At 43.9% G+C, this 23,009-nt stretch carries 25 protein-coding genes, 1 tRNA gene and 1 pseudogene; 4 read left to right on the top strand and 23 right to left on the bottom strand.

The genetic code is table 11. The features are described from left to right. Positions 1-83: 83 nt before the first annotated feature. From OB236_RS08250 to OB236_RS08205, 10 genes are all read right to left on the bottom strand, one after another. A complete protein-coding gene (locus OB236_RS08250) occupies positions 84-1,967 on the bottom strand; it encodes an FAD-dependent oxidoreductase (protein WP_262683528.1) in 1,884 nt (627 codons plus the stop codon). Then, positions 1,964-2,794: a hypothetical protein gene (locus OB236_RS08245; RefSeq protein WP_262683527.1), complete on the bottom strand. Its 831-nt coding sequence runs from the start codon at positions 2,792-2,794 to the stop codon at positions 1,964-1,966. Before OB236_RS08245 ends, OB236_RS08250 begins: the two co-directional genes overlap by 4 nt. 216 nt (positions 2,795-3,010) lie before the next feature. After that, the gene (locus OB236_RS08240; protein WP_076237814.1) at positions 3,011-4,192 is read right to left on the bottom strand and encodes an iron-containing alcohol dehydrogenase; all 1,182 of its coding nucleotides are present in this window, start codon (positions 4,190-4,192) and stop codon (positions 3,011-3,013) included. Positions 4,193-4,206: 14 nt separating this feature from the next. Next, positions 4,207-5,055 (bottom strand): AhlS family quorum-quenching N-acyl homoserine lactonase, encoded by an 849-nt coding sequence (gene ahlS, locus OB236_RS08235; protein ID WP_076237815.1) that lies wholly within the window; start codon positions 5,053-5,055, stop codon positions 4,207-4,209. A 12-nt stretch (positions 5,056-5,067) separates the two neighbouring features. Beyond that, positions 5,068-6,501, bottom strand: coding sequence for an aldehyde dehydrogenase family protein (locus OB236_RS08230; protein ID WP_262683526.1), 1,434 nt, complete (start codon positions 6,499-6,501; stop codon positions 5,068-5,070). Positions 6,502-6,604: 103 nt separating this feature from the next. Next, complete coding sequence (locus OB236_RS08225; protein ID WP_262683525.1) at positions 6,605-6,730, bottom strand: hypothetical protein; 126 nt, start codon at positions 6,728-6,730, stop codon at positions 6,605-6,607. 94 nt (positions 6,731-6,824) lie between these two features. Further along, on the bottom strand, positions 6,825-8,513 hold the full coding sequence (locus OB236_RS08220; RefSeq protein ID WP_262683524.1) for a sigma 54-interacting transcriptional regulator: 1,689 nt from the start codon (positions 8,511-8,513) through the stop codon (positions 6,825-6,827). A gap of 49 nt (positions 8,514-8,562) precedes the next feature. After that, entirely contained in the window at positions 8,563-9,882 is a 1,320-nt protein-coding gene (rpoN, locus tag OB236_RS08215; protein WP_262683523.1) for an RNA polymerase factor sigma-54, read from the bottom strand. A 135-nt stretch (positions 9,883-10,017) separates the two neighbouring features. Further along, a complete protein-coding gene (locus tag OB236_RS08210) occupies positions 10,018-10,173 on the bottom strand; it encodes a hypothetical protein (RefSeq protein ID WP_262683522.1) in 156 nt (51 codons plus the stop codon). 5 nt (positions 10,174-10,178) lie between these two features. Next, positions 10,179-10,754: a DUF5710 domain-containing protein gene (locus OB236_RS08205; RefSeq protein WP_262683521.1), complete on the bottom strand. Its 576-nt coding sequence runs from the start codon at positions 10,752-10,754 to the stop codon at positions 10,179-10,181. 339 nt (positions 10,755-11,093) lie between these two features. On the opposite strand from OB236_RS08205, the gene OB236_RS08200 reads away from it, so the two are divergent. Both OB236_RS08200 and OB236_RS08195 read left to right on the top strand, forming a co-directional pair. After that, positions 11,094-12,728, top strand: coding sequence for an Ig-like domain-containing protein (locus OB236_RS08200; protein WP_262683520.1), 1,635 nt, complete (start codon positions 11,094-11,096; stop codon positions 12,726-12,728). Between the two features lie 66 nt (positions 12,729-12,794). Beyond that, positions 12,795-13,418 (top strand): hypothetical protein, encoded by a 624-nt coding sequence (locus OB236_RS08195; protein WP_262683519.1) that lies wholly within the window; start codon positions 12,795-12,797, stop codon positions 13,416-13,418. Between the two features lie 67 nt (positions 13,419-13,485). Here the strand turns inward: OB236_RS08195 and OB236_RS08190 are convergent, their stop codons facing one another. Next, entirely contained in the window at positions 13,486-15,126 is a 1,641-nt protein-coding gene (locus OB236_RS08190; protein ID WP_262683518.1) for a stalk domain-containing protein, read from the bottom strand. Between the two features lie 489 nt (positions 15,127-15,615). On the opposite strand from OB236_RS08190, the gene OB236_RS08185 reads away from it, so the two are divergent. Then, positions 15,616-15,783, top strand: a complete 168-nt coding sequence (locus OB236_RS08185; RefSeq protein WP_179097744.1) for a hypothetical protein — start codon at positions 15,616-15,618, stop codon at positions 15,781-15,783. Between the two features lie 73 nt (positions 15,784-15,856). Here OB236_RS08185 and OB236_RS08180 read toward each other — a convergent pair whose 3' ends face one another. From OB236_RS08180 to OB236_RS08135, 10 genes are all read right to left on the bottom strand, one after another. Further along, positions 15,857-16,147: an alpha/beta-type small acid-soluble spore protein gene (locus OB236_RS08180; RefSeq protein ID WP_262683517.1), complete on the bottom strand. Its 291-nt coding sequence runs from the start codon at positions 16,145-16,147 to the stop codon at positions 15,857-15,859. Between the two features lie 188 nt (positions 16,148-16,335). Beyond that, positions 16,336-16,406, bottom strand: a tRNA-Gly gene (locus OB236_RS08175). A gap of 378 nt (positions 16,407-16,784) precedes the next feature. Further along, complete coding sequence (locus OB236_RS08170; RefSeq protein ID WP_262683516.1) at positions 16,785-17,354, bottom strand: hypothetical protein; 570 nt, start codon at positions 17,352-17,354, stop codon at positions 16,785-16,787. Positions 17,355-17,437: 83 nt separating this feature from the next. Then, positions 17,438-17,854, bottom strand: a complete 417-nt coding sequence (locus OB236_RS08165; protein ID WP_262683515.1) for a hypothetical protein — start codon at positions 17,852-17,854, stop codon at positions 17,438-17,440. 62 nt (positions 17,855-17,916) lie between these two features. Then, a complete protein-coding gene (locus tag OB236_RS08160; RefSeq protein ID WP_262683514.1) occupies positions 17,917-18,174 on the bottom strand; it encodes a DUF7660 family protein in 258 nt (85 codons plus the stop codon). A 38-nt stretch (positions 18,175-18,212) separates the two neighbouring features. Further along, positions 18,213-18,542, bottom strand: a complete 330-nt coding sequence (locus OB236_RS08155; protein WP_262683512.1) for a hypothetical protein — start codon at positions 18,540-18,542, stop codon at positions 18,213-18,215. Between the two features lie 24 nt (positions 18,543-18,566). Beyond that, positions 18,567-18,959: a hypothetical protein gene (locus tag OB236_RS08150; RefSeq protein WP_262683511.1), complete on the bottom strand. Its 393-nt coding sequence runs from the start codon at positions 18,957-18,959 to the stop codon at positions 18,567-18,569. Positions 18,960-19,010: 51 nt separating this feature from the next. Then, positions 19,011-19,790, bottom strand: a complete 780-nt coding sequence (locus tag OB236_RS08145; protein WP_262683510.1) for an APH(3') family aminoglycoside O-phosphotransferase — start codon at positions 19,788-19,790, stop codon at positions 19,011-19,013. Positions 19,791-19,811: 21 nt separating this feature from the next. Next, positions 19,812-20,186 (bottom strand): hypothetical protein, encoded by a 375-nt coding sequence (locus OB236_RS08140; RefSeq protein ID WP_262683509.1) that lies wholly within the window; start codon positions 20,184-20,186, stop codon positions 19,812-19,814. 33 nt (positions 20,187-20,219) lie between these two features. Further along, on the bottom strand, positions 20,220-20,666 hold the full coding sequence (locus OB236_RS08135) for an HAD domain-containing protein (protein WP_262683508.1): 447 nt from the start codon (positions 20,664-20,666) through the stop codon (positions 20,220-20,222). Between the two features lie 380 nt (positions 20,667-21,046). On the opposite strand from OB236_RS08135, the gene OB236_RS08130 reads away from it, so the two are divergent. After that, positions 21,047-21,424, top strand: a complete 378-nt coding sequence (locus OB236_RS08130; RefSeq protein WP_262683507.1) for a VOC family protein — start codon at positions 21,047-21,049, stop codon at positions 21,422-21,424. A 148-nt stretch (positions 21,425-21,572) separates the two neighbouring features. Here OB236_RS08130 and OB236_RS08125 read toward each other — a convergent pair. Both OB236_RS08125 and OB236_RS08120 read right to left on the bottom strand, forming a co-directional pair. Then, positions 21,573-22,188 (bottom strand): annotated as a pseudogene (locus OB236_RS08125) (recombinase family protein). Between the two features lie 139 nt (positions 22,189-22,327). Next, positions 22,328-22,624, bottom strand: a complete 297-nt coding sequence (locus OB236_RS08120) for a copper amine oxidase N-terminal domain-containing protein (RefSeq protein WP_262683506.1) — start codon at positions 22,622-22,624, stop codon at positions 22,328-22,330. Positions 22,625-23,009 lie beyond the last annotated feature (385 nt).

Below are 23,009 nucleotides of genomic sequence, written 5' to 3'. Positions count from 1 at the left end.
TATGTGTAGTTCAATTATAAAATGGTTAAGCAAAAAAGCTATGTTCAATTGATGATAGGCCTGTGCAAATGATGACAATCCGCCTAATGAACCGCGCTCTCTTCTGCCTGCCATTGGGCAAATCGCTCATTAACGATACGTCGAATCGTGCCTGCCATATCAAAGTCAAGATCCTTGGTCGGCTTCATTGTCACCATGATCGAAAAGTCCGGTTCGCTGACAAGGGGGCCTATCGTCTTGATGATTGCGGCACGTACGCCCCGATTCCGCTCGGCAATCCGAAACAGCGCCATCAGCGAGAACGAAAAATATTGGAAAAAGTATTCATCGTCATGATTGATAAACTCAACATCCGTAGACAAATTAACAAATTGCTCGCGGCTGTGTATAATCTCGAGCAGCTCGGGCACGATTTCCATATCACCAAGCAAGCCGAGTAAATAAATCGAAGCGTAGCCACGAACCTGATTATATTTGCGGCTCGTTCTTGGAACAAACGTATCCCGTTCTCTCATGATTTCCCTGAGCACAGGGATAGCCGCTGCATCTCCCTGCAAAGCCAGTGCGAAAGCGCTGTGCCTACGCAGGTTTTCGTCCTCCTGCTGTGTCACCCATTCTCTGAGCGAAGCGTTGATGGCAGCTCCTTCTCTTCGGGACGACCATATTGCAATTCCGGGTCTGATCGAAGCCAAGCCTTCCTTGATCGTTTCGTGATCGGTCATCCAGGACACGATCGTATTCTGATCGTCCTGTGTCGACATGCTGTCCTTCATCCCGAAATGATTGGAAGGATTCAGGCAGCCGTTTTCGAGCAGTAGTGGACGAAGCTGCTCGTAATCTATGGAGCGAAGCGATTGCTTCTCGCTGATCGCAACGTAAGCGGCCAATGCCGCTGCCTCACCACATTTCTGCATGTCGCGTTTCATCCGAACGCAGGAAGCCAGATCGTGATCAACACCAAGCGCACGTCCAGCCACAAGCACATTATCAAAGCCTTGAGGTATAAGGGCACCAAGCGGAATAGGTACCGATATGGTAATCCCCCACAGGCTGGCAGCAACAGCCCAATCCTGCTGCTGCACGCTTTCAAAAGCAATGTCCTTGTTATGATTATCCATATTGGAATAAGCATACAGCAAAGGCTGCGGCGACAATCGGTCATTCAGTACATCGGCGAACGTCACCTGCTCTTCCGCACGGATGAATCGGCCCTCGCGAATACCAAGCTGAGGTGCCAGCTTCAGAAATTTACGAGATTCATCGAACTGTTCAGGGAGATGCGTCGGCATGCAGGCGGATTGCATAATGGCTTGTGTCAGCTCATTGTCCTGCGTCTGATCGACATAACCCGAGTCTGTATAAAAAGCTCTTACCACGTCGTTCTGGACAGATACGATAGGATGGGAATAAGGCTGCATTTTTCCGTCTACAAGTCGACCTGGCAGCAGCATCGCAGCTCCAATCATCGCACATACCTCGGCGTCTCCAGACGCATCGATCAGCATACGGCAGCCTGCTTCCTCTACCCCGCTCGGCCCGACCCAGCGTACTCCTTGGACAGTTGATCCTTCCAGATAAGCTCCAATGACAGCACACTCATAACGTACGGACACCCCGGCCTCCAGACAACGCTGCTCCAGTACATATTTCTTCAGCTCCGCATTGACACCGCCCGCTTTGGTGAAACCAACGGAATCAAGCTGCTGCACCTGCTTGTCAATTTCCTCAAACAGCCCGCCTTTGGAGCCATAGTAATAGCCAACAACTGCGCCAATCGTTCCGGCACCGCCCATGGCATGCAGCCGCTCCAATCCCAGCACGCGAAGTCCCTTGCTGGCAGCAGTCAGCGCTGCTATCGCTCCGGCTGTGCCTAATCCGACTACAATAAGATCATAGGTTTGTTGAAATAATCGATTCTCTACCTGTACAGGGACAGCAGTCCCTTGCTCACGCTGCATACGGATCATGATGAGGTCACCACTCTTTCTTCGTAGTAGCGGATGCCCGCCTCTATCGCTTCCAATGGATTATCGTAAGCGCAGGATGGAAGCCAATCCCAACCTTCCGCAATTTGTTTATGCCCGCTGGATACGTGATAAGTGAATGCATCGGCAATCGCAGCAATCGTCCATGGCTTAAGCTCCTCAGGCCGCTCACTCCAGGATTGAAACAACTCGTACCGCGCCTGCTCCCAGGTTGCCCCCATATCGATCGGCAGCTGTAAATAAGCCTCTGAATCATAAGCACCGGGTATGATAGCATGCTGCCATGCTTGAGGTATTTCCTTCTGTGCTTCTTCCGTATTTGTACGATGCAGCGCAGCGCCAATGAATTTGGCCTTGGCCTGATAACGCCCCGGAGCAGAACGGCAGTCCGAGGTCGTATCAATGATCCGTCCCGCCGTCAATGTACGAATGCCTGACGCATCAAAAACCGTAACCCTCCAGCCGCCGCTTTTATCTGGACACACTTCAACGATCTCGTTCATCAGTCGAATCGGCTGCTTCGAATCGAGCAGCAGCTTATGGACAGTGGGTGCGATACCTCCGAGATGGACCTTTCCATCCTTGGTAAGCAGACCTTTGCTGCGCCACTGCTGCTGAAGCTGCTCAGCTAGCGGCTGCTGCCGCTCGATGTTCCAGCCTTTCCCTGGTTGATAGCTGTTAATAAATTCGTGTCCAGGCAGCATCGTTCTTTCTACAATCAATCCGTTCTCTCCCAAACATGCCCCGACACCTATTCCAGCAAATGTAGCACCTACAATGAGCGTTTCTACGTGTTCATGATCGTTCATCTGATTCCCCCCTGTTTTAGCCAAATCGGCGATTACGGCTTCAGTATAGAGAGCGGCACAATCCCGTGACAATAAGCAATTGATGAAAGAGTATGTATTTCATAACAATGTCATCACATGGAAATCGAATACGGATTTGCGCATATAAAATTTAAACAAAAAACCGGCCATCCCAAAAAGGGAAGACCGGCTTATCTATGTTCATCATATACATGGTCACGCTGGCTCAGTGATGACTCCATCAAAGGCCGATTGATAAATCGTACGGATATCTTCTTTAAGAAGTGGAAGAGGACTTCGGGCCAGCAGTCTCTTCTGCTTAACTCCGTCTTCCGTCAAACTCTCCAAAGCGCTTTCAGGAATATTGAACCCACGTAGTGTATTCGGGATGCCGACATCACTAACGAGTCGCTCCAGCTCATCTACACATTTACGCGAGGCCTCCTCCTCCGACAAATAGCTGGCATACCCGCCCATCGCTTGCAAAATGTCGGCCATTCGTTTCGTGCAGCTGCTGCGGATATAGCCCATCACATAAGGCAGCAGCACGGCATTGGATTCCCCATGTGAGACATGGAACTGACCGCCAAGCGGATAGGCCAGCGCGTGAACACCGGCTACGCCTGCAGTGAAAAAGGCGATCCCCGCCATATTGCTGCCGTAGCTCATATCGATCCGCGCTTGCTGATCCTGTCCGTTTTTTACCGCCTTTCTAAGTGAGCCGCTAATCAGGCGGATCGCCTGCAGCGCCAGTCCATCTGTGATCGGGTTCGCATTGACCGAGATATACGCTTCAATCGCATGGGTCAGTGCGTCCACGCCCGTTGCCGCGGTCACACGCGACGGAACCGAAAGGGTCAGCTGCGGATCGACGATAGCCACATCCGCCATCAAATAATCATGCGTGACGACATCCTTGGTCGTTTCCAGCGAAAGCACCGCAATGTTGGTCACCTCTGAGCCTGTGCCTGATGTAGTCGGAATCAGGATTTTCGGCAGCCCTTTGTGCTGCAGCTTCTTCGTTCCCGTCAAATTCAAATATTCGGCTACCTTGCCCTCATGCGTGGCTAACACGGCGGCCAGCTTGGCCAAATCCATTGCACTGCCACCTCCAACGCCAATGACCAGTTCAAAATTCCCTTCCCGCGTATAGGTAACCAGCTTCTCGCCAACCTCAAGCGGCGGCTCGGGAACTACATCCGTATATACAACGACCTCATAGCCCTGCTGCCTGAGCTTGGAAGAGATAGGCTCAATCATTCCCAATTTCTCCAGAATAGCATCGGTTATCAGTAAAATTCGTGATGGCGCGTATCTCGCCACCTCCGGCCATAGCTGCTCCAATGACCCCCATCCCATGTAGTTAAGCGGCGTATAGACCAGTTTGGACAAGCTCATAGATGACGCCTCCTTTATTCGTAATAACCTTCGGTTGATTTGCGGAATTGCTTGAATTGATCAGGATCATGGCCGAACCATACTTGCGAATTCGTTCTTTCCGCTATCGTTCGAATTTTCTCGACGGCGTTCCTGTAACCAATCGAATCGTAGATGATCCCTGGAGGCTTCACCGGAGGCCCATAGCTCTCTGCGGTGTAAATAGCATCGGAAGCCAGAATAATGCCGCCTGTTTCCGGCATTTCGATATGCAGACCGAGCATCCCCCACGCATGGCCGCTGCCGAAATTAAGAATTTTTATGCCTTCGGCCAGCTCCAGATTGTCCTCTCCCCGTTTGATCGTTTTCCATTGCAAATGATTCTTAATCCACGCATCGATATCCGCCCAAATGTAAGCGCCTTCCTTTTGGTTGCGTGCATAGGATTGAAGGGTTCCATTCAACTCATCCTCATGGACAATAATCGTCGCATTCGTGAACATCTCCAGGCATCCGGCATGATCCAGATGCAAGTGAGAGGCAATAACGAACTTGATTTCCTCCGGTCTTACCTTTAGCTGCTCCAGTCGGTTATGCAGGTAACACTCCTCGCTCGCTACCCACGGGAACGTTTGCTGTGTCGATTCCGTCCAGCGCCCCTCAATACCCATCGAGTTAGGGTTGCAGGAAGTGTCGAACAAGATTTTGCCTGCCGGATGATCGATAAGAACCGTATAAATCGGAAACTCTACAAATTGCGTCGGCGCGTTCGGATTATTGAGCGTAGCCGGATTGTGCATCGCGATCATCCAGTTTTTGTCCATACTCATCCGACCGTTATCCATCACATACAGCTTAGGGCGCGCTTTAATAATATTTGACATGTATAATTCCTCCTATAATTGGGTTTTGATCGAAACAAACTTTAAATCAGTCATCTCTTGAACCGCATATTTGACGCCTTCACGTCCATAACCACTCTCTTTAACACCGCCGTAAGGCATATGATCAACCCGGAATGTCGGGATATCGTTGACAATGACACCACCGGCTTGAATTTCGCGAGCTGCATGGAATGCCTTTTCAAGATCCTTCGTATAAATACCTACATTCAGACCATAAACCGAATCATTAACCATTTCGATGGCTTCATCCAGACTGCTGTAAGGGACGATGGATACGACCGGAGCAAAAACCTCCTTGCACGAAACCGACATATCCGGTTTGACGTCCAGCAGAACCGTCGGTAAATAAATCGAATTTTCACGTCGGCCTCCACAACCGATTCTAGCCCCGGCCGCCACCGCCTCCTGCACCCAGGAATCAATCCGTTCCATTTCCCGTTCATGGATCATAGCACTGATATCCGTCTGCTCATCGGTTGGATCGCCGACCCGCAGCTGTCCGGTTTGAGCGATGAAACGCTCCGCAAATTCGCTATAAATCGATGCATGGACATAAATACGCTGCAGCGATATACACACTTGCCCGGCGAATGCGAATGCTCCTTCGACACATCTCGGAATGATCGCTTCGATCGGAACGTCAGGTTCAACAATAAGCCCCGAATTAGAACCAAGCTCCAACGTCACTCTGCGCAGTCCAGCCTTCGCTTTAATCTGCTTGCCAACCTCTGAGCTTCCTGTGAACGTAATTTTTTTGACACGCTCATCCTCCACCAGAACATCCCCGATTTCCCTGCCACTTCCCGTTACGACCTGCAAAGCTCCGTCCGGTAATCCGGCCTTCTGGAACAGCTCGGCAATCAACAAGGCGCTGAGCGGCGTCTGCTCGGCTGGCTTCAGGACTACGGTATTGCCTGCAGCTATCGCTGGACCCACCTTGTGAGACACGAGGTTAAACGGGAAATTAAATGGACAAATCGCGACAACCGTACCCAAAGGTTCCCTCCATGTAAAACCAAGTCGCCCTTCTCCACCAGGAGCTGCATCCATCGGGATGGTTTCCCCATAAATGCGTTTGGCTTCCTCCGCGGCAAACTGGTAAGTCGTTATGGTACGGCCAATCTCCGCTCTTGCGGTACGAATCGGCTTGCCTGCTTCGAGCGACAGCAATTGTGCAGCTTCTTCTCTTCTTTCCTTTAATTGCTCCACGACCTTGGACAAAATATCGGAGCGCTGGTGGGCAGGCATCTTACGCATCGTTTGAAATGCTCGATGCGCCCCTCCTATCGCCTCCTGAACATCCTCCACATCGGCCTTGCTAATGTGTGCCAGCACCTTACCATCATAAGGAGCACGCAAAACATAAGTGCGTTCTGTCACTTTCCATTTCCCATTGACAAAAATACCTTTGGTTTCCACTTCCAAATGGAGTACCTCCTTCACTATGGATACAATTAAATATATATGCAAAAACCGTGCCAATCCCAAAAAAGCTATCTTTACACTCCATATATCCAGCCCGAAAATTCTAATGGTGAAAAAAATCACCACCACCATTGAGCAGCATAGCTTCCTTACATAAATCCAGAGATGCGCTTGTATGCTTGTAACGTGTTCCATAGATACGTTTCATCGGTACATGTAGCATATCCAAGTCCTCCATTCCTCCTTCCCTTGTAGTTAAAAAAGGTGGTGAATTTTATCACCGCTCTGCGGAAATAATTCACCACCCACACCTATCATATTTATTATCCCTTTTCCCATCGCTGCATTTTTTTCAAAAGCGTCGAATGATCAATACCCAGCTGCTCGGCAGCTTTTCTCAGCGAGCTGTTTTTCTCAATGACTTCATGGATCAATCTCCGTTCAAATTGCTGAACACGCTCTTTTAATGAAGTGAATGGATCGAACTGGCCTTGATCCCGAATATGTGGCGGCAGGTGAACCGGCTCAATCATTGTGGATGGAACCGAAACGATCATATTTTCGATCAAATTCCTCAATTCCCTGACATTGCCTGGCCAATGATATTGGATCAAGATATCCTTGGTTTCTTCGGACATCTGTTTATTTATCCGGTATTGACGACAAAAATAAGTAAAATAATGATCCATTAACGGCTCAATATCCTCGTGTCGCTCCGCCAAGGAAGGGATCGCAATTTCCACTACGGCCAATCGGTAAAACAGGTCCTCCCGGAACTTCCCGCTTTTGATCTGATTTCTGAGATCCTGATTTGTAGCCGCGACGATTCGTATGTCCAAATGACGCCATTTCGTTCCCCCTATACGCCGCATTTGCCTTTCCTGAAGCACCCTTAGCAGCTTTACCTGGAGAGCCAATGGAAGCTCCGCGATTTCATCGAGCATGACTGTACCTTGATCCGCCAGCTCCAGCAATCCGATCTTTCCGTTCCGACTCGCCCCTGAAAACGCACCCGCTTCATAACCAAACAACTCCGATTCGAGCAGTTGCTCGGGAATAGCACCACAGTTGATTTTGATAAAAGGCTTTTCTCTGCGTTCACTTAGATCGTGCACCAGATTAGCCATCACCTCTTTGCCCGTACCGGATGGGCCATATAACAGGATACTAGTCGGATAGGGAGCCACCTGCTGAATGTGCTCATACACCTTCTTGATTTGCGGACTTCGAAAAATAATGCTCTGCTCGGTTTCCCCACTCTTGATCGTATACCGATTGTTCTGCATCTGTGAGAACGTGTGCGCTTTCTCCAATTCCATCCTCAAATCGTTAAGATGGGTAATATCACGAACACTGGTAACGATCATCTCCAGACCCCCCTGCTCATCAAAAACAGGATTGCCAGTCACTATCACATCTTTTTTTCCACCGATTCGTTGAATGATGGAAATTCGCTGCTTCCTCTCCAGCACCAGCAAGGAGACCGACTGATCGAAATACCCTTCCGACATTAAATCTACCATGCGTCGGCCGATCAATTCGTCCCTCCGGAAACCGGTGATTTCTTCATAAGCCGTATTGACCTGCATCGTCACGCCTTCCCGATCTACAACATAGATACCGTCAGTCGAGAATTCGATAATCGATTCCATTTGCTTCAGCAGGTTGCGGTAATGGTCCATCTCCGATATGTCCTGAATGACAGCAATGGCTCCAACCCTGTCCCCATTTTCGTATAGCGGCGTCCGGTTGACCATGCAGGCCCGACCCGAAATCACCATCTTTTCTCCAATAGAGCTTTCTCCGCCCTCCAGCACTTCATGCATTCGGGAGTTGGGGATCAGCGTCTTGATACTTTGTCCCTTCCAGTCCTCGTTATGAACAGACAGCAGCTTTTGAGCGGATTCATTCATCAGTGAGATCTGATTATCCGAATTCACGACGATGACACCATTGTGCATGGAGGCAATAATATTTTCCCATAAATTGGCGGTAACCGATTCATATGGCACGGTAGACGAACCTCCTTCCTTATTCACCGGATAGTTAGAAACACGAATACTATGAGGATCTTAATCGAGACGATAAAATATGCAGCGCTTCTCTGTATTTCATCACCGTTCTTCTAGAAATCTGCAAACCCTGCTGAACCAGCCTATCGGTAATTTGTTGATCGGATAAAGGATTCTGTTTGTCCTCCTCCTTCACAAGCTGCATGATTTGGGCTTTAATGCTTTGTGCAGATGCCGGCTCCTGCCCACTTAATTCTAATTTACTGGAAAAGAAATACTTTAAGGGATACACACCACGCGGCGTTTGCACATATTTATTTTTAACCGTCCGGCTGACGGTAGATATATCCAGGTTTAATTGTTCTGAGATCGCTTTCATAATGAGTGGTTTTACATACATCGGGCCTTTCTCCAAAAAGAGCCGCTGCTCTTCCATGACCGCCAGAACTACTCTGCTTATCGTTGCTTTTCTTTGCTCCAGACTACGAATTAACCATTGAATGGATGGTGCATATTGGCCTATGAACGTTTTGGTTTGCTTACAGGTGGTTTCCTTTTTGAGCTGCCTATAGTAATCATTCATGTGCACCTGAGGGTAACACGCCTCATTAATCACCACTGTGTATTGATCCCCATTTTTGTAAATGACCGCATCCGGCTCGATTGGAGATGCCGTAAAAGTGCTGTAGACAAGGCCGGGCCGTGGATTCAATGTTTTGATGTACTGAATCGTTTTTTTGACTTGGTCCAGGGAAATTCCCAATTGGTCTGCTATCGTTCGATGCTTCCCTGCTGCGACCTCCTGCAAATACGCGCTAGTTATACGGGCAGCCTGCTCCAAGGCATCAGGGTCTCTGTTAATTTGAATTAACAAGCATTCCTGCAGTGACCTTGCGCCGACACCGGCTGGCTCCAAAGCTTGCACACAGCTCAAAGCCCCTTCTATATCCTCCACAGATCGTCCTAAGCAGGCGCTCATTTCTTCCAAGCCTATCGTCAAATACCCGTCATCATTGAGACTACCAGCAACAAATTCTGCTATGTCCATATATTTCTGTGGCATAGAGCTAAGGCGAAGCTGGCTGAGAAGCATCATCTCGAGCGATTCATCCTGCTTGCTGACCACCTTAAATAATGGGTCCTCATAGCTGTCTACTTCCATCGAGGGTATTGAGGAGAGCGTTTTCTTTCTTGACTGAGGCAATCCAGGATGAAAAGCAACCTCCATCAGCGGATTGTGTATAGACTGCTCCTCCAAATAGTCCAATAGCTCCGTCGAAGACATTTGCAGCATATGCATGCTCTGCATCAGCATCGTGTTCAATTTCAAATTTTGTGTCTGAGTTATACTCGGGTTCAGATACAACATATCGATCACCTGTCTTTTTGAAATCGTGTACAGACCTGCTGGTTATTACTGGATATTCCGCTCGGACATCAGAAACCAAGGCTGCACTATAATCTTATCTTACACCACTATGGAGTGTCTGAGAAGTTGACTGGCCTACTGCTGTTTTTCCTGCTTTTCCAACGGATTCATCCATACTGGACGCATAGATGTTTGTGATGATATGAAAAAGGAGCTGCCAACGAATACCTCCGTGACAACTCCTACTTTATCTATTTTATCTGTATGGACAACTTGATCTGCAAATGCCAATATTTCTACTCCATCCAACCCTTTGTGGTCGGCAGCCACTGCTCAAATGGTTTTAGATCAGCATCACCGGGAATATACCAGGATTTATTTCTGGAATTCCATTGCGCTCCCAGCTTTAATGCTTTATCCTTTTCCATCATAGGGACAACCAGTTGTACAGGCCTTATAGCGGGACTCTCGCTCAGCTTTCTTCTCCACTGCTCCAAGGGAATCTCGTTCCAGAGCTCAGTTTGCTCCTCATATACGGCAATAAAGCTTTTTTTCATAAGCGTGCTGTTGATTTGCTGGTTATCCACGACAACATAGTTATCACCCTGTCCTGCGTCGCAGTGGGGGCAAACGTGCATGATATATTCCGATTTGATAAAGGCACTGTATCTGTTCTCCAGAATTATCCCGTACTGTTTCGCTAAATCAATCATAGCCGCGGTCTTCTCATAAGCTAATTCGGTATGAAAAAAATACCCGTTAAACAAAAATATCGTGTTGGTCGGCTTATAAAGCAGTATAATGTCCATTTGCTGATCGCACTTGTGGCAATGATAACCGGAGTGTATTTGTACTCCCCATTGTACAGTCATAAACAGCCTCCTTCGGTTTTGCATAGCAAAACTTGCATCATAAGCGAATCCTTGCTTGTCCAAGCCAAACTTACATGGATAGCGTGTCAGGATTTTGCCAAATTGAGCTTCGTAGGTCATCTAATGGATGATGCGGAGTGAGTGTAATTATATGCGTCCCCAACGTAGTGTAATATACAAATTATACCACACAAATCGTTTCATTCACACTGCCTGCCCCCTTAAATTCCCTATCTTATTTTATTGATAAATACTTTACTTTTCGTGTGCAAATGTCGATAAAAACAGTATGTAGGTTAATTAATATCATCCAAGAGAATAGAAGGAGACTTGTCGTATATGAATTTACGTATTCCTCAGACACTGCTGCTGTCTGCTTTCCTTTTAAGCTCTAGTCTCACAACTACCCTGTGGTGGGAAACTCCTGTCTATGCAGCTGCCCAAACAGCGACCGATCTCAAAGATTTGCAAGCTAAGCTTGAAGCCGCCATATTCAGTAAACCAGCTTCCTTCAGTGTTACTTACACAGGCGGTGCCTTATCCAAGACCAGTATGAACGCTATACTGGCAGCCATTTATGAGAAAGACGATTATTTACTTTACAGTACAAAGTCCTATGGCTACACGTTGTCACCCGACAAGGATTCTTCGACAATCAACTTAACTTTTACTTACTGGGAAACTGAAGATCAATCCAAAGATGTTGCTGCACGAGTAAGCGATATATTATCTGAAATTATTACACCTGACATGAACGATTTTCAAAAAGAAAAAGCGATACACGATTGGATCATCTCTAATCTCGCTTACGATACGTCATTGGTACAGCACTCTGCTTACGCCGGACTTTTTGGCAACCGAAAAACAGTATGTCAAGGCTATGCCCTACTCGCCTACCGGATGCTGTCGGATGCAGGACTGGAAAATAAAATTATTGAAGGAACAGCCGGAGGTCAGCTGCACACATGGAATCTGGTCAAGCTGGAAGGCAACTGGTATCACCTTGACACAACCTGGGATGATCCTGTACCCGATACAGCAGGCCGACTTGCCTATGGCTACTACAATCTGACCGACGCCCAGATCAAGTCCAATCACACTTGGAAAAAGAAATATCCAGCAGCAACAGTCGATTTTAATACCACATTATTGAGCAAAGAAAACACGGATACGGCAAGAGCTGATTTTTATCAGAAGCTTCAGCAATCGCTTGACCTGGATTATATAAAGGATGAATATACGATCTCTACCCCGGCGCAGCTTGCTACCAAAATTAAAGAGACCATGGCTACCAATCAGCCTTCCTTTACTGCTCGTTATACAGGCAAGAAAAGCATTGCCAATGACCTGAAGTCTGCCATTAGCAGCTTCGGTAATATATCGGCATACAGCTACAGCTCACCCGATTATATGCGTACGGCATTAGCCACGGATATATTGCTTACTGTTAATCTAACTTATGGTGATTCGGTTTCAGCGGCTGGCATAACATTAAATAACACGAGTCTCACGGTAAATGCAGGCAGCACGGCCCCGCTGGTTGCTACCATTCAGCCGATGAATGTGTCTAATAAAGGCATTACATGGTCTTCCTCCAACAGCGCCATCGCTACTGTAAGCAATAAAGGTGTTGTCTCGGGCAAATCGTCAGGAACCGCTATCATTACGGCTACTACCACTGACGGAGGGCTCACCGCTGCTGCTGAGGTTAATGTGATACAACCAGTCACCCGCATTTCGTTGGGGAAAACCGCATTAAATCTCAAGGTTGGCGACCCTGACTTCACATTGACCCCTACAATCGCTCCGACCAATGCGACCAACAAAGATATCACCTGGTCAAGCAGCAACACGTCGGTTGCTACGGTAGATGAAGACGGTAACGTGCACATTCTTGCCTCTGGTAAAGCGGCTATCAGCGCCAAATCACAGAATGGCAAAACCGCCAGTGTCACCCTTAGCATCAAGCCTTAACTAAAGGTTTCGTTAACATCCAAGAAATTGCAATTTGCAAACGAGTGATGCCGGGGGGATAGCTGCATGTATAAACAACTTAGGCTTATAGGGATCATTGGGATCATTATGGTTACGCTTGGAGCTTGTGTACCACAATCGTTCGCGGGCTCTGCTCCAACAGATGAACCTCCACGTGTCGAGTCTGTTGATGTGCCTCCGCCCCAACCGAATTTAAGCGACGAGGACCTCAAGAAATTCCAAGAGTTCATCCCTTCTATCCGGGGTGCCTCTATGATCCAAATAGCCGAGATTCGCAATCAGAATGAAGTTTTTATTCAGTTTTATACGAGCTATAAAGAACTCAAAGAAGCTAAACCCGACTCTCCCTTAACCGAAGAGGAGTTCAATAGCTATTTTCCTGTGATCGATACCGTTCATAAGTTGATCATGGAAGTAACCGTTCGGCTGCTGCACGAAATTCCTGCAGTTCGTAAAATCACTCTAAACGTGCCATTCAAAAACCAGTTATATGGGATCGACGCCAAAAAACGGTCAATTGAGATGTACCTGAAAGCAAGCTTTAAAAAAATTCATGATGAACCCGGTCAAAAACAATGGAAAGAGCTCGTCAAAAAACTTTTCACTACCAAGGAACGGGATAAATTCGCTCAACGATTTATTCGGCCCTATCCGTCTGCTCCGCTTTAGCCGGCACGGACGTCTGATACAAAAAAAGCTTACAGGGAAGGACCCTGCAAGCTTTTTTTGTATGGAGTTATTTGCTGACAGTTCCTAATTGAATTTGGGCGATAGAAGCGCCTATTCCCGGCTCGTTTGGCTTATTATCGCCACGCGGCTGGTCAAAGTTGCTTATATACAGGGTATTTCCTACAAAATAAGGACTTGCAGGAAATTCCAAAGGACCATTATTATCGTTATGCGCAACCTCGGTTACCTTGCCGTCCAGCGTTACCTTGACAATCGAATTACGCTCATTGGCGCAGACGTACAGGGCATGGTCCGGACCGAAGTTAATACCGTCAGCACCATAGAGCAGAGGACTTTTTGCCACCAATTCCGTACTGCCAAGTGAACCATCAGCGTTCACCGTAAAGCGATTAATTTCCCCGCTGCTTGTATTCGATACGTACAACTTGCCATCCTGACCAAATGCGATTCCGTTAACGACAATTAGCTGGTCTGTACGTTCTGCCTGCAGACCGCTTTTAAACGTATTTAACTGCCTATCCGGTGTAACCATATAAATATTCCCATTGGCTCCGCCGGTCACATACAAATTGCCTTTCTTATCGAAAGCCAGTCCGTTCGCACCCGCCACACCGCTGACGTAGGTTTCTACCTTTGCAGTATCGAACATTCCGCCTTCCAAATCCTTGGCCAGCACCCTCAGGATGACACCCTCCTGACCGCCGCTCGCCATATACAGATTACCGGCTGCATCTAATCCCAGACCTGTTGCCGCACGCGGCAGCTCGGTTAACACATCCGCCTTGCCGCTATCCGCCATAATACGGTACAGCTTCTTTGAATCTGAATCTACCGTAAATACATGGCCCTTGGTATTGGCAATAACACCTTCAGTGCGCATTCCAGTTGCTTTCTGCGGGTCCAAATCAGCCAAAATCGATATTTGCGCGCTGTTGAATTTAATAGTTTGCTTCAAATCAGGTTGAAGCGGCTGTGAATCATTGCCTACCCACTGCACGGTCAATGTATGCTCGCCAGGCTTAATCTGATTGAATGCGATCGGTTCACCTTTATACGAAGTGATAGCCAACTTGGGATCGTGATCTGTATCGAGCCACACCAGCAGGTGGCCTTCACCTGCCTTGGGCGTTTTGTTTACTGTAAAATCGGTTAACGTTAGATTCTGCACCAATACTGCTATTTTCAATTCACTGCCCAGAACATATTGCCCTTCGTTAATGCCCAATACCGACAAGCTTGGCTTACTATCCGAGCCCACACTGACGACACGTGTTTTGGAATCATAACCTATGGAATAACCGAGGGATTCATAGATGAAGCGAACCGGAACGTATGGCTTCTCTCCGACAACTTGCAAAGAAGCTGCCAAGGCGAGCTCAACCCCGTTTACTTTAACCGCTTTCATATTTGCCGTAAATTCAAATGTGCTGCCGGATTTGCGCAAAGAAAGCGTCTTAGCAGCGGCATTCCAAGTAATCTCAGCACCCAGCTGTCTCGCAACCTCGTCAGCGGGTCCATACAAACTGTTGTCCACCAAATACGTTCGAGCCGTAAATTCAGCGTCTTTCCCATTTAGCTTGAGCACCATGTCGGATTTCACCGGATCTGCTGCAAATGCAATGGACGATAGTAAGATCAGACTGCTGGTAGCCACCGCTGTCGCCGTGAGCCATTGTTTAATCTTCATTATTGAGCCTCCTTATAATTTGCATGCTGCTTGTTCCTGTTGTGAGTGTAAAATCCGTGATGATGGAGTCAGCTACCCATACATTTCGATACGTTCCATTGCCTTTCCTGCTTAAAACCAACATTCCCTATAAGAGATTTACTCGTAAGATACGGTTTGTTCCATCGTGATCTCCACGCGGCTTGGGGACACTGCGTTGTATGTGGATTATTAGGGTAATTATAAGTAGCAGACGATTCCCAATAATCTTAGGAAATGGGGTCTTATCATGAATGATTTGTATATCTACGCGCCGGTTATTTGTGCCCTTGCCGTTGCTTTTGTCGTTAGTTATATAGCGTTTCGCAAGAAGGACGAGAGTGCAAAATAAGCGAATTTCCTTATTCACTACTGCCCAACCAGGATGAACCAGCTTTGACTGAAATTATCCGCTAATATTGTGGATGGAGCATCCTGTTTAGGAAACCCTAACCGTAAGGGGGTGACTTTATGACAGGCAGAAACAATAAACCGGATAATGACGGATCTGCAAGCAATCCGAGTCGGCTGGATCAGTTTGGAGATAAACTTTCCTCCCATAACGAGGAGGAGTTTCGTTCAGCCGTTGACTTGAACACAGAGCAGAATTGTGAAGTTGAAGAACAAGAAAATCAGTAATGACTGTATGATTTCGAACAAAAAGAGGATCGCGACGAGCTCCGGTCCTCTTGTATATTTTAAGCATTGAGTTTTATTTGTTCTGATTGTTGTTCATAAGCTGCTGTTGTGCCAATAAAATCATTTCACGAACCATTGATCCGCCAATTTGTCCCCCAATTTTACCTGCCTGCTCTGTTGATAAATGTCCATTGCGTCCTGTTGTGAGCGGGATCCCCAAAGACTGGGCAACCTCGTACTTCACATTTCCAGGCTCATTCATATTAACCGAATACCCCTTTCGTTGCATAACCTCACCCTTGAATCGCTCAACAGCTTGTGAAGCCTGGGGTACAAGCAGATTGCGTCCTCTTCGTCTGGCCATATCGACATCTCCTTAGTTGGAATGGTTTACCCGTATTATCCATCCTTAGGTTGGACTATACAAGCTCTTCCTATGCTTCGCATATGGAAGAAAGAATGAACCTTCCTGCGCGTAAGGGACGTGTCGATACTGTACAAAGCAAAATAAGCAAATAAAAAACCCTTGATTATCAAGGGTTTACGGTGGTAAGCGGGTGAAGGGAATCGAACCCTCGCCTCGAGCTTGGGAAGCTAGCGTTCTGCCATTGAACTACACCCGCATGAATGATATCCAAGTCAATGTCGTGTTACCTGCTCATTGATTATAAAGCGTTTTATTGCGCTTGTCTAGCAGGATTTAGCTTGAGACAGCTCGTTGTTCAGCTAATGCAGCAAGCTTCCTTACTCTCTAATATCAAGCGCACTTTTCGATTCGGTAAAGGTTGTAAAAAACCTAGTAGAATCAAAGCTATTTCGTCATTTCCTACATACGAAGACACTAGCCATTTGTACTTTACTTTGCCAAGTATATAGTGTCCACTTTTCCATGTCCAGTGGTCACTTTGGAATATAAAGTTAGTGGTCTACAATGGAAAAAATAACCTACAATGTCTATTGTATGCGCGTGAAAATTATTTATTCGAATCACTTCAATTTAGTCATTTAATTTCCATATTAATGAGTAACAACTCAATATCCTTGTTAATATCAGTTTTATGGAGCTGACAACCCTTTTCTTCATATTCAATTATATCAATATTGTTGTTGGTAAGAATGTAATTTTTCAGGATCAAGAAGTTGGTTAAAGGAAAATCATGTGTATCCCAGCATTTCTTGAAACCAATAATTCCATGAGTTTTAATGAGTATATCCAATTCCTGAACAACAGCATAAACCAAATCAACAATGTCACAATGTGCATCTATCTCAATCATTGGATCAAGTCTTTGATGAATATCTTTGTATGCAACAATAATAATATGAATAGTTTTACAGTTTTGTCTAGTTAATGTCCACTGAGTACCTGCTGGCTCTTCGTACCATTCAAATGTGTTTGAAGTTTTCAGTTCGTCCTCAGGCACACAACTTGGAATTACACTTACCAACACGTCTAAAAAATCTTTCAATGCATTTGTCATATAGCTTGTTGTAAAATAGCAGATGTTTTCATTAATTTCAATACATCCATCAGCCCAACCTAATCCAGACAATCTATATTCAAATCTCATTGATTTATCACCCACCTTTATTCATTCTTCAGTCGCGTATCTTGTGCCTCTAAATTCATTGGTCTCATAATACTCACTATCTATTATTGGTTGATTGCATAATACCTTTTATAAAACTTGATTACATTCTCTCTTGTGAAATTCACAAAATCATTGCTGCGTTCAGACTTTTCCAAATACTTGAGCTGGTCAATGGCATGTAAAGTATTAGCGCTTTTCAGATGTCTCTTTGTTTCCTCTAATCCCGCTCCACAAAGCAATTGAACATCAATATAGTTACCTGCATCAAAGTTTTTTCTTTTCGCGCTCCATATTAGCAATGTATCTTCCACATGACCAAGAATAAATAATAAAATGCATAATGTTTTCATGTATTCATTGTCATCAGAGTTTCGATTATTCACTTCGTAAATTAACAAAGAACGTATGCTCTCAATATGCTTCTGATCAGGTTCTAATCCATAAAATTTCAATATTTCCTCTGTACGATCTATTTCCACCAGGTCAGTCACTCCAATTTATTTAATTCTTAAATCGTTTCGGTAATAATCCTTTTCTAAGCCTATTCATATATACGAGCAGCCATTAGAATTTCACTAAATATTCCCCAAGATGGTTGTACTGGTGTTTCAGTTCCTTTGTTTGCGTAAAAGCCATCCATATCTTCAACCCATGCTTGCATTGCTTCTAGAAAATCACTCAAAGCAATATTCTCCCATTGATCTCGATTATTTAGTAAATCATGCCTTAAAGCTTCGACAAAAGAGCAAAAATCTTCTCTTGTACTTATATTTTCCATTGATTCATTTAAACTAGTCATAATTATCTCCCACGCTTTAAACAAAATTTAGTTATCATCTAACCAATAAAAACAACAGTACCTTCTCTCTGAAATGCCTCTGGTAACTTACGAATTAAAAGTTCTATTCTATCAGTCATATGTTTACGATTGTCTTCAGCTAAGTGTTGTATTCCCCATTCTTTTATTAATCTTAACTCAGAAATTACTTGAGGCAGATCATCACAAGTTATATCAATACCAGTTGAGAAATGAGCACTCCATTTCAATTCAAGTTCGCTTATAGCTGGAATCCAATAATCGATGAAAAAGATTTCTGTTGCTAATGGTATGGCAAATTTTTTTTCGTAATCATTCACTGGTTCTAAGATAAAGGCTAACACAGACATTTCAAGCACCACCAAACATTTGATTTACAACATTTCAAATCCTTCATTATCATCAAACTCACTGAGATCAATGGTGATTTGCTCCAACAAGTCTTTCCCTTTGACCAAGAGCATAGTAAATGGGTTTATACTATCATCGCTTATAATTACTTCGCATTTTAAGATTTCACAAAACTCGCCTATCATCGTTAAAGTATCTCTTGGAGCATTGCCGCTAAAATAGATACTTAATATTAAAGGGAAATCAGTATTACACTTTCTTGTTTCGCAAATGACTTCAGCGTCAGAACTATCCATTAAAATCTCAATGCTTGGCGTAATCCTTAATTTGGAACTGCCAATCCCAAATATACAGCATAACCCATGGGAAAGTTCAGCTTTTGTTAGAATCCTATTAACAATAATATCTTGCCACATCCTAAGCGCTCCTCTATAGACACTTTGGCAATGAAATCCATGTATTATCAACTAGAAAAATTCATCAAGTAACTGATAGAAATAGATTTTGGATTCATCTAGTTCTTTAATACCATATTCATCGAGAAAATGCTGAACATGCTTCTTACCAAAGTTATATGTAATACTTCTAGCGGCTAATGCCAAATCTTGATACCTATCCGCAATTCCTGCTCTGCCCCAATCTATAACACCACTAAATCTATCATTGTCGATGATGATATTTGGCAAGCAATAATCTCCATGTGTAAACACCAAATCTTCCATCATAGGTCTTTTGAATAATAACTCTTTAAGCAGATCTTCTGGAGATAAGCCAAGTCTAATTTGGTCAAAGTCTTCTTCGTCAACAAGTTTGTTTTGCACCCTTTTTCTTGCTTCCTCAATTTTGCTTTCCAATCTCTGATTAAAAGGGCAGTTATCTATTTTAACTTCATGAACTTCTCTTAATCCAGCAGCCAACTGCTTCATTATTGCTGATGATGTCATTTCGAATGATTTATCAGAAGCATTTACTCCTGCAATCTCCGTTATTAGCAGATATTCATTTGTATAGTCTTTACCGTAATACAGAACTTCTGGGACAGAAAGTTTGCCTTGTAACCATTCCAATCGATTTTTCTCATTCAATAGGCTTTCAATGGCGGTGAGGGATTGAATTTTTAAGTAAAGATTAACTGAAGTGCCTGTCAGTAAGTATGTTTTAGATTCTGAATGACCAATAGTAATTCTTCTCCATGTATATCCGTTTGAAATTTTAGATAAGTTCTCTGGTAGTATAAATTCCTGCATTATTGTCCCCTCACTTTATCGTTACTCTTTCGTTTGTGATAAAGGTGGATTAGTCATCCAATCCTCAATAATATCTCTTATTTCATACCTATCTCTGGTACATTTTTCTCGAATTACTTCCCAATATTCACTAACATAGACTTGTTTAAGATTATACTGACCAATTACTTGACCATCTGGATACCATCCCAAGTCTATTATCGCTTTACTTTGTTTGGGTATTATCCAATCTCCATCTTCAAGTTTCATCTGAACTATCTGTAAAATATCTTCGGTGAAATACTCCCAGTTAACTAGAAAACCATCATCACTTTTACAAGGTATTGGCTCAATATCAGTAAATTTATTAAAGCAGATAGCATAGCCCATTGGAATCCTCAAGGGTACTAGTGACATAGCATAACCTCCTACTCACAATCTTTCCTTCGTTCATTGTTTGTTCATCATTAATCTGTTTATTACATCATCTTTTACGCTTTCCGTTATTCCAGTTCTAAAATCAGTTTCCACAAGGAAAGGTTCCAATTCACCCATCTCTTCCTCATCGTCAATGATAACGAATCCTTCGAGATCATCAAAAGCGTCCAAGTATGTCTGTATTTCAATTCCTCTGATTGTTTCATCGTTGAACGAAGGTGTCACTCCAATTACACAATCCTCTAGACCATTAGCTCTAAATATGGATTGTAATTGAGTTAAGGTCCTGCCTTCTCTCCAAGATGAAGAAATGACTATTTTCGCTTTAGTCGCTGTAAGGATTTCAATTAATTTCCGAACGCAGTTTGGGTCAAATGTATGTCCAAAATACTTGTCACTTGGTATTAAAGAGTTAGATGTTACTAGTACCCCATCGATATCTAAAAAGATTAATTTCAAGCAATCAACACCCCGAGTATAATAATTTGCTCAATCCAAATATGCTCCAATGATGGATCAGAGAGCACTGGTTCATATATCCATATCAATTCCCTTTTTATACCTATTGTACCATTTGGCGTATCGCTGTAGTTGATAATATTATCGTTCTTTTCAAAATACAGCGCGACGATTTGCAGTGCCTATACCCTGCTACAATATACACTTTTGCTACATAGTAATAGCCCATCCCCCTTTCCCCTATATAATAAGTCTATTTTCTTAAATATTGTTGCTTTCAGTTAGAGTAAAAAGAACTGGATTTTTATTGAGCTTTACTATAAAATGGAACTATAATATGAAACACAGTTTCATTGTATAAAACAAAAGGAGGGAATTATATGACTTACAATTTCTATGGTCTTGACCACGTACAACTGGCAGCCCCAGAAGGATGCGAAACAGAGGCTCGGAATTTTTTCAATAATTTATTGGGTTGGACGGAGATTCCAAAACCTGAAATCCTAAAAAAACGTGGTGGCGTTTGGTTCCAATGTGGCACTCATCAAGTACACATCGGAGTACAAAAAGACTTTGTTCCCGCTACAAAAGCTCACCCAGCTTTTCACGTACAAAATGTTGATTCATTGCGTGAATATTTACTTCAAAAAAATATCCAAGTGATTGATGATGAGGCGCGAGCTGATGAAGGTGTAAAACGCTTTTATTTGAACGATCCTTTTGGAAATCGACTTGAGTTTTTAGAATGGCTTTCATAAACATACGAGCTTATTTTCTTGTTTGAAAGTTTTTATCGTTGTAAAGTTTGGCTTTTTGCATGAATAAGTTTGTTACTATATATAACAACTTTTGTTTAATAGCAACAAACTTTAAGAAAAGAGCCTAAAATAAAAAAAGCATCCCCTATTATTGGGATGCTCTCTCCTGTTCATATTCACTTGTTCTTCTGTAAAACGTATTAGGTTTCATATCAACCTTACGCATTGCCTCTACCGCGGTAATACTTCCAGTTTTCCATTCCTCTAAACAACATTAAACTCATTGCTAATTTCACGTTTTGGTCTACCAAACTTAACTCCGCTCGCCTTAGCGGTGGCTATTCCTTCCATTTGCCTTCTATTGATTTTTTCCTTTTCTCTTTCAGCCATATACGACAATAATTCTAATACAATTGTGGATATTACCTTTTCCAATCCATTCTTGTATTGCCTGGTATCTAGAATCGGCATATCCAAGATCACGATGTTTTCTCCAATATCTTAAGTAATTTCCTTCCATTCTTTTTTTATCTCTTCCGCATTTCTTCCCAATCTATCCAGCTCTTTAATAAAAAGTATATCGCCTTTTCTCAAAACCAACTTTAATGCTTGGTATTTGGTCGGTCAAAATTCTTACCGCGTTGCTTGTCTATGTAAAGATCGCGTTCTTGAATGTCTAAACCTTTCAATGCTTCAATTTGTCTTGCTTCATTTTGCTCTTTCGTTGAAACACGTATATAGCCAAAGTTCCGTATCTCTCCCATTTGACTCTCACCCTTCGATTGGTTTCCAGAATACTAGCATGTTATTTCGAAACATACCAGTTTTATTTGAAATATTTCAAATATGGAAACCCCACCTTTTGAAAGGCGAGCAAGAGTGCCTCCCAATAAATAATAAATTCTAGAAGTCGGTTCCTTCTATTCTTTTTCCAAGTTGAACCACGATGTAATCACCGTCCCAATTAATAGGTACGCCAAGGAGATCAGCAACTGCACGCAAAGAGACATATGTACTTCCATCAACAATAAAAGGTTTATTTTCAGTTGGTGTTTTATCAATCCCATTCAGAAATATTTTGACACCATAATAAGCATCCAATCTCACAGCTTCTGATGCTGCATAGGAGATGCCTCCAAAGAACATCGCTCCTAAAATAAATCCATATGAAACTAATTTCAAATTTTTAATTTTGCTCAAAATAATTTCCCCCTAATAGCTTAGTGTTAAATTTATCCAGATATTTTAAACTCCTTCCAAAACAAAAACTATATGCTCGGATGTATTTATACAAGTTCCATATTTTGTGTAGATGTCTGACTCCTTTTTTAAAATCAATTGGGTAGCTATTCACCGAATGGGAGCGTAGTCGCAACGAGCGCCAAAAGACGTTGATACTTCAAACTGGAATCTAGTGCGAAGTTCCACATTAAATTAATTTGTTAAATGTAAGAAACCGCTCTATTTTTATTTTGCGATTTACGTTCACTATCCCTGCCGCTCACGATCAACATTAGTTAAGATGGATCGGCTACAGTAAATTGGACAGAAAAAATAGGGGCTAGTAGAATGAAGACATCAGACA

The sequence above is a fragment of the Paenibacillus baimaensis genome, assembly GCF_025567575.1.
This window is presented reverse-complemented; position numbering and strand designations above follow the sequence as displayed.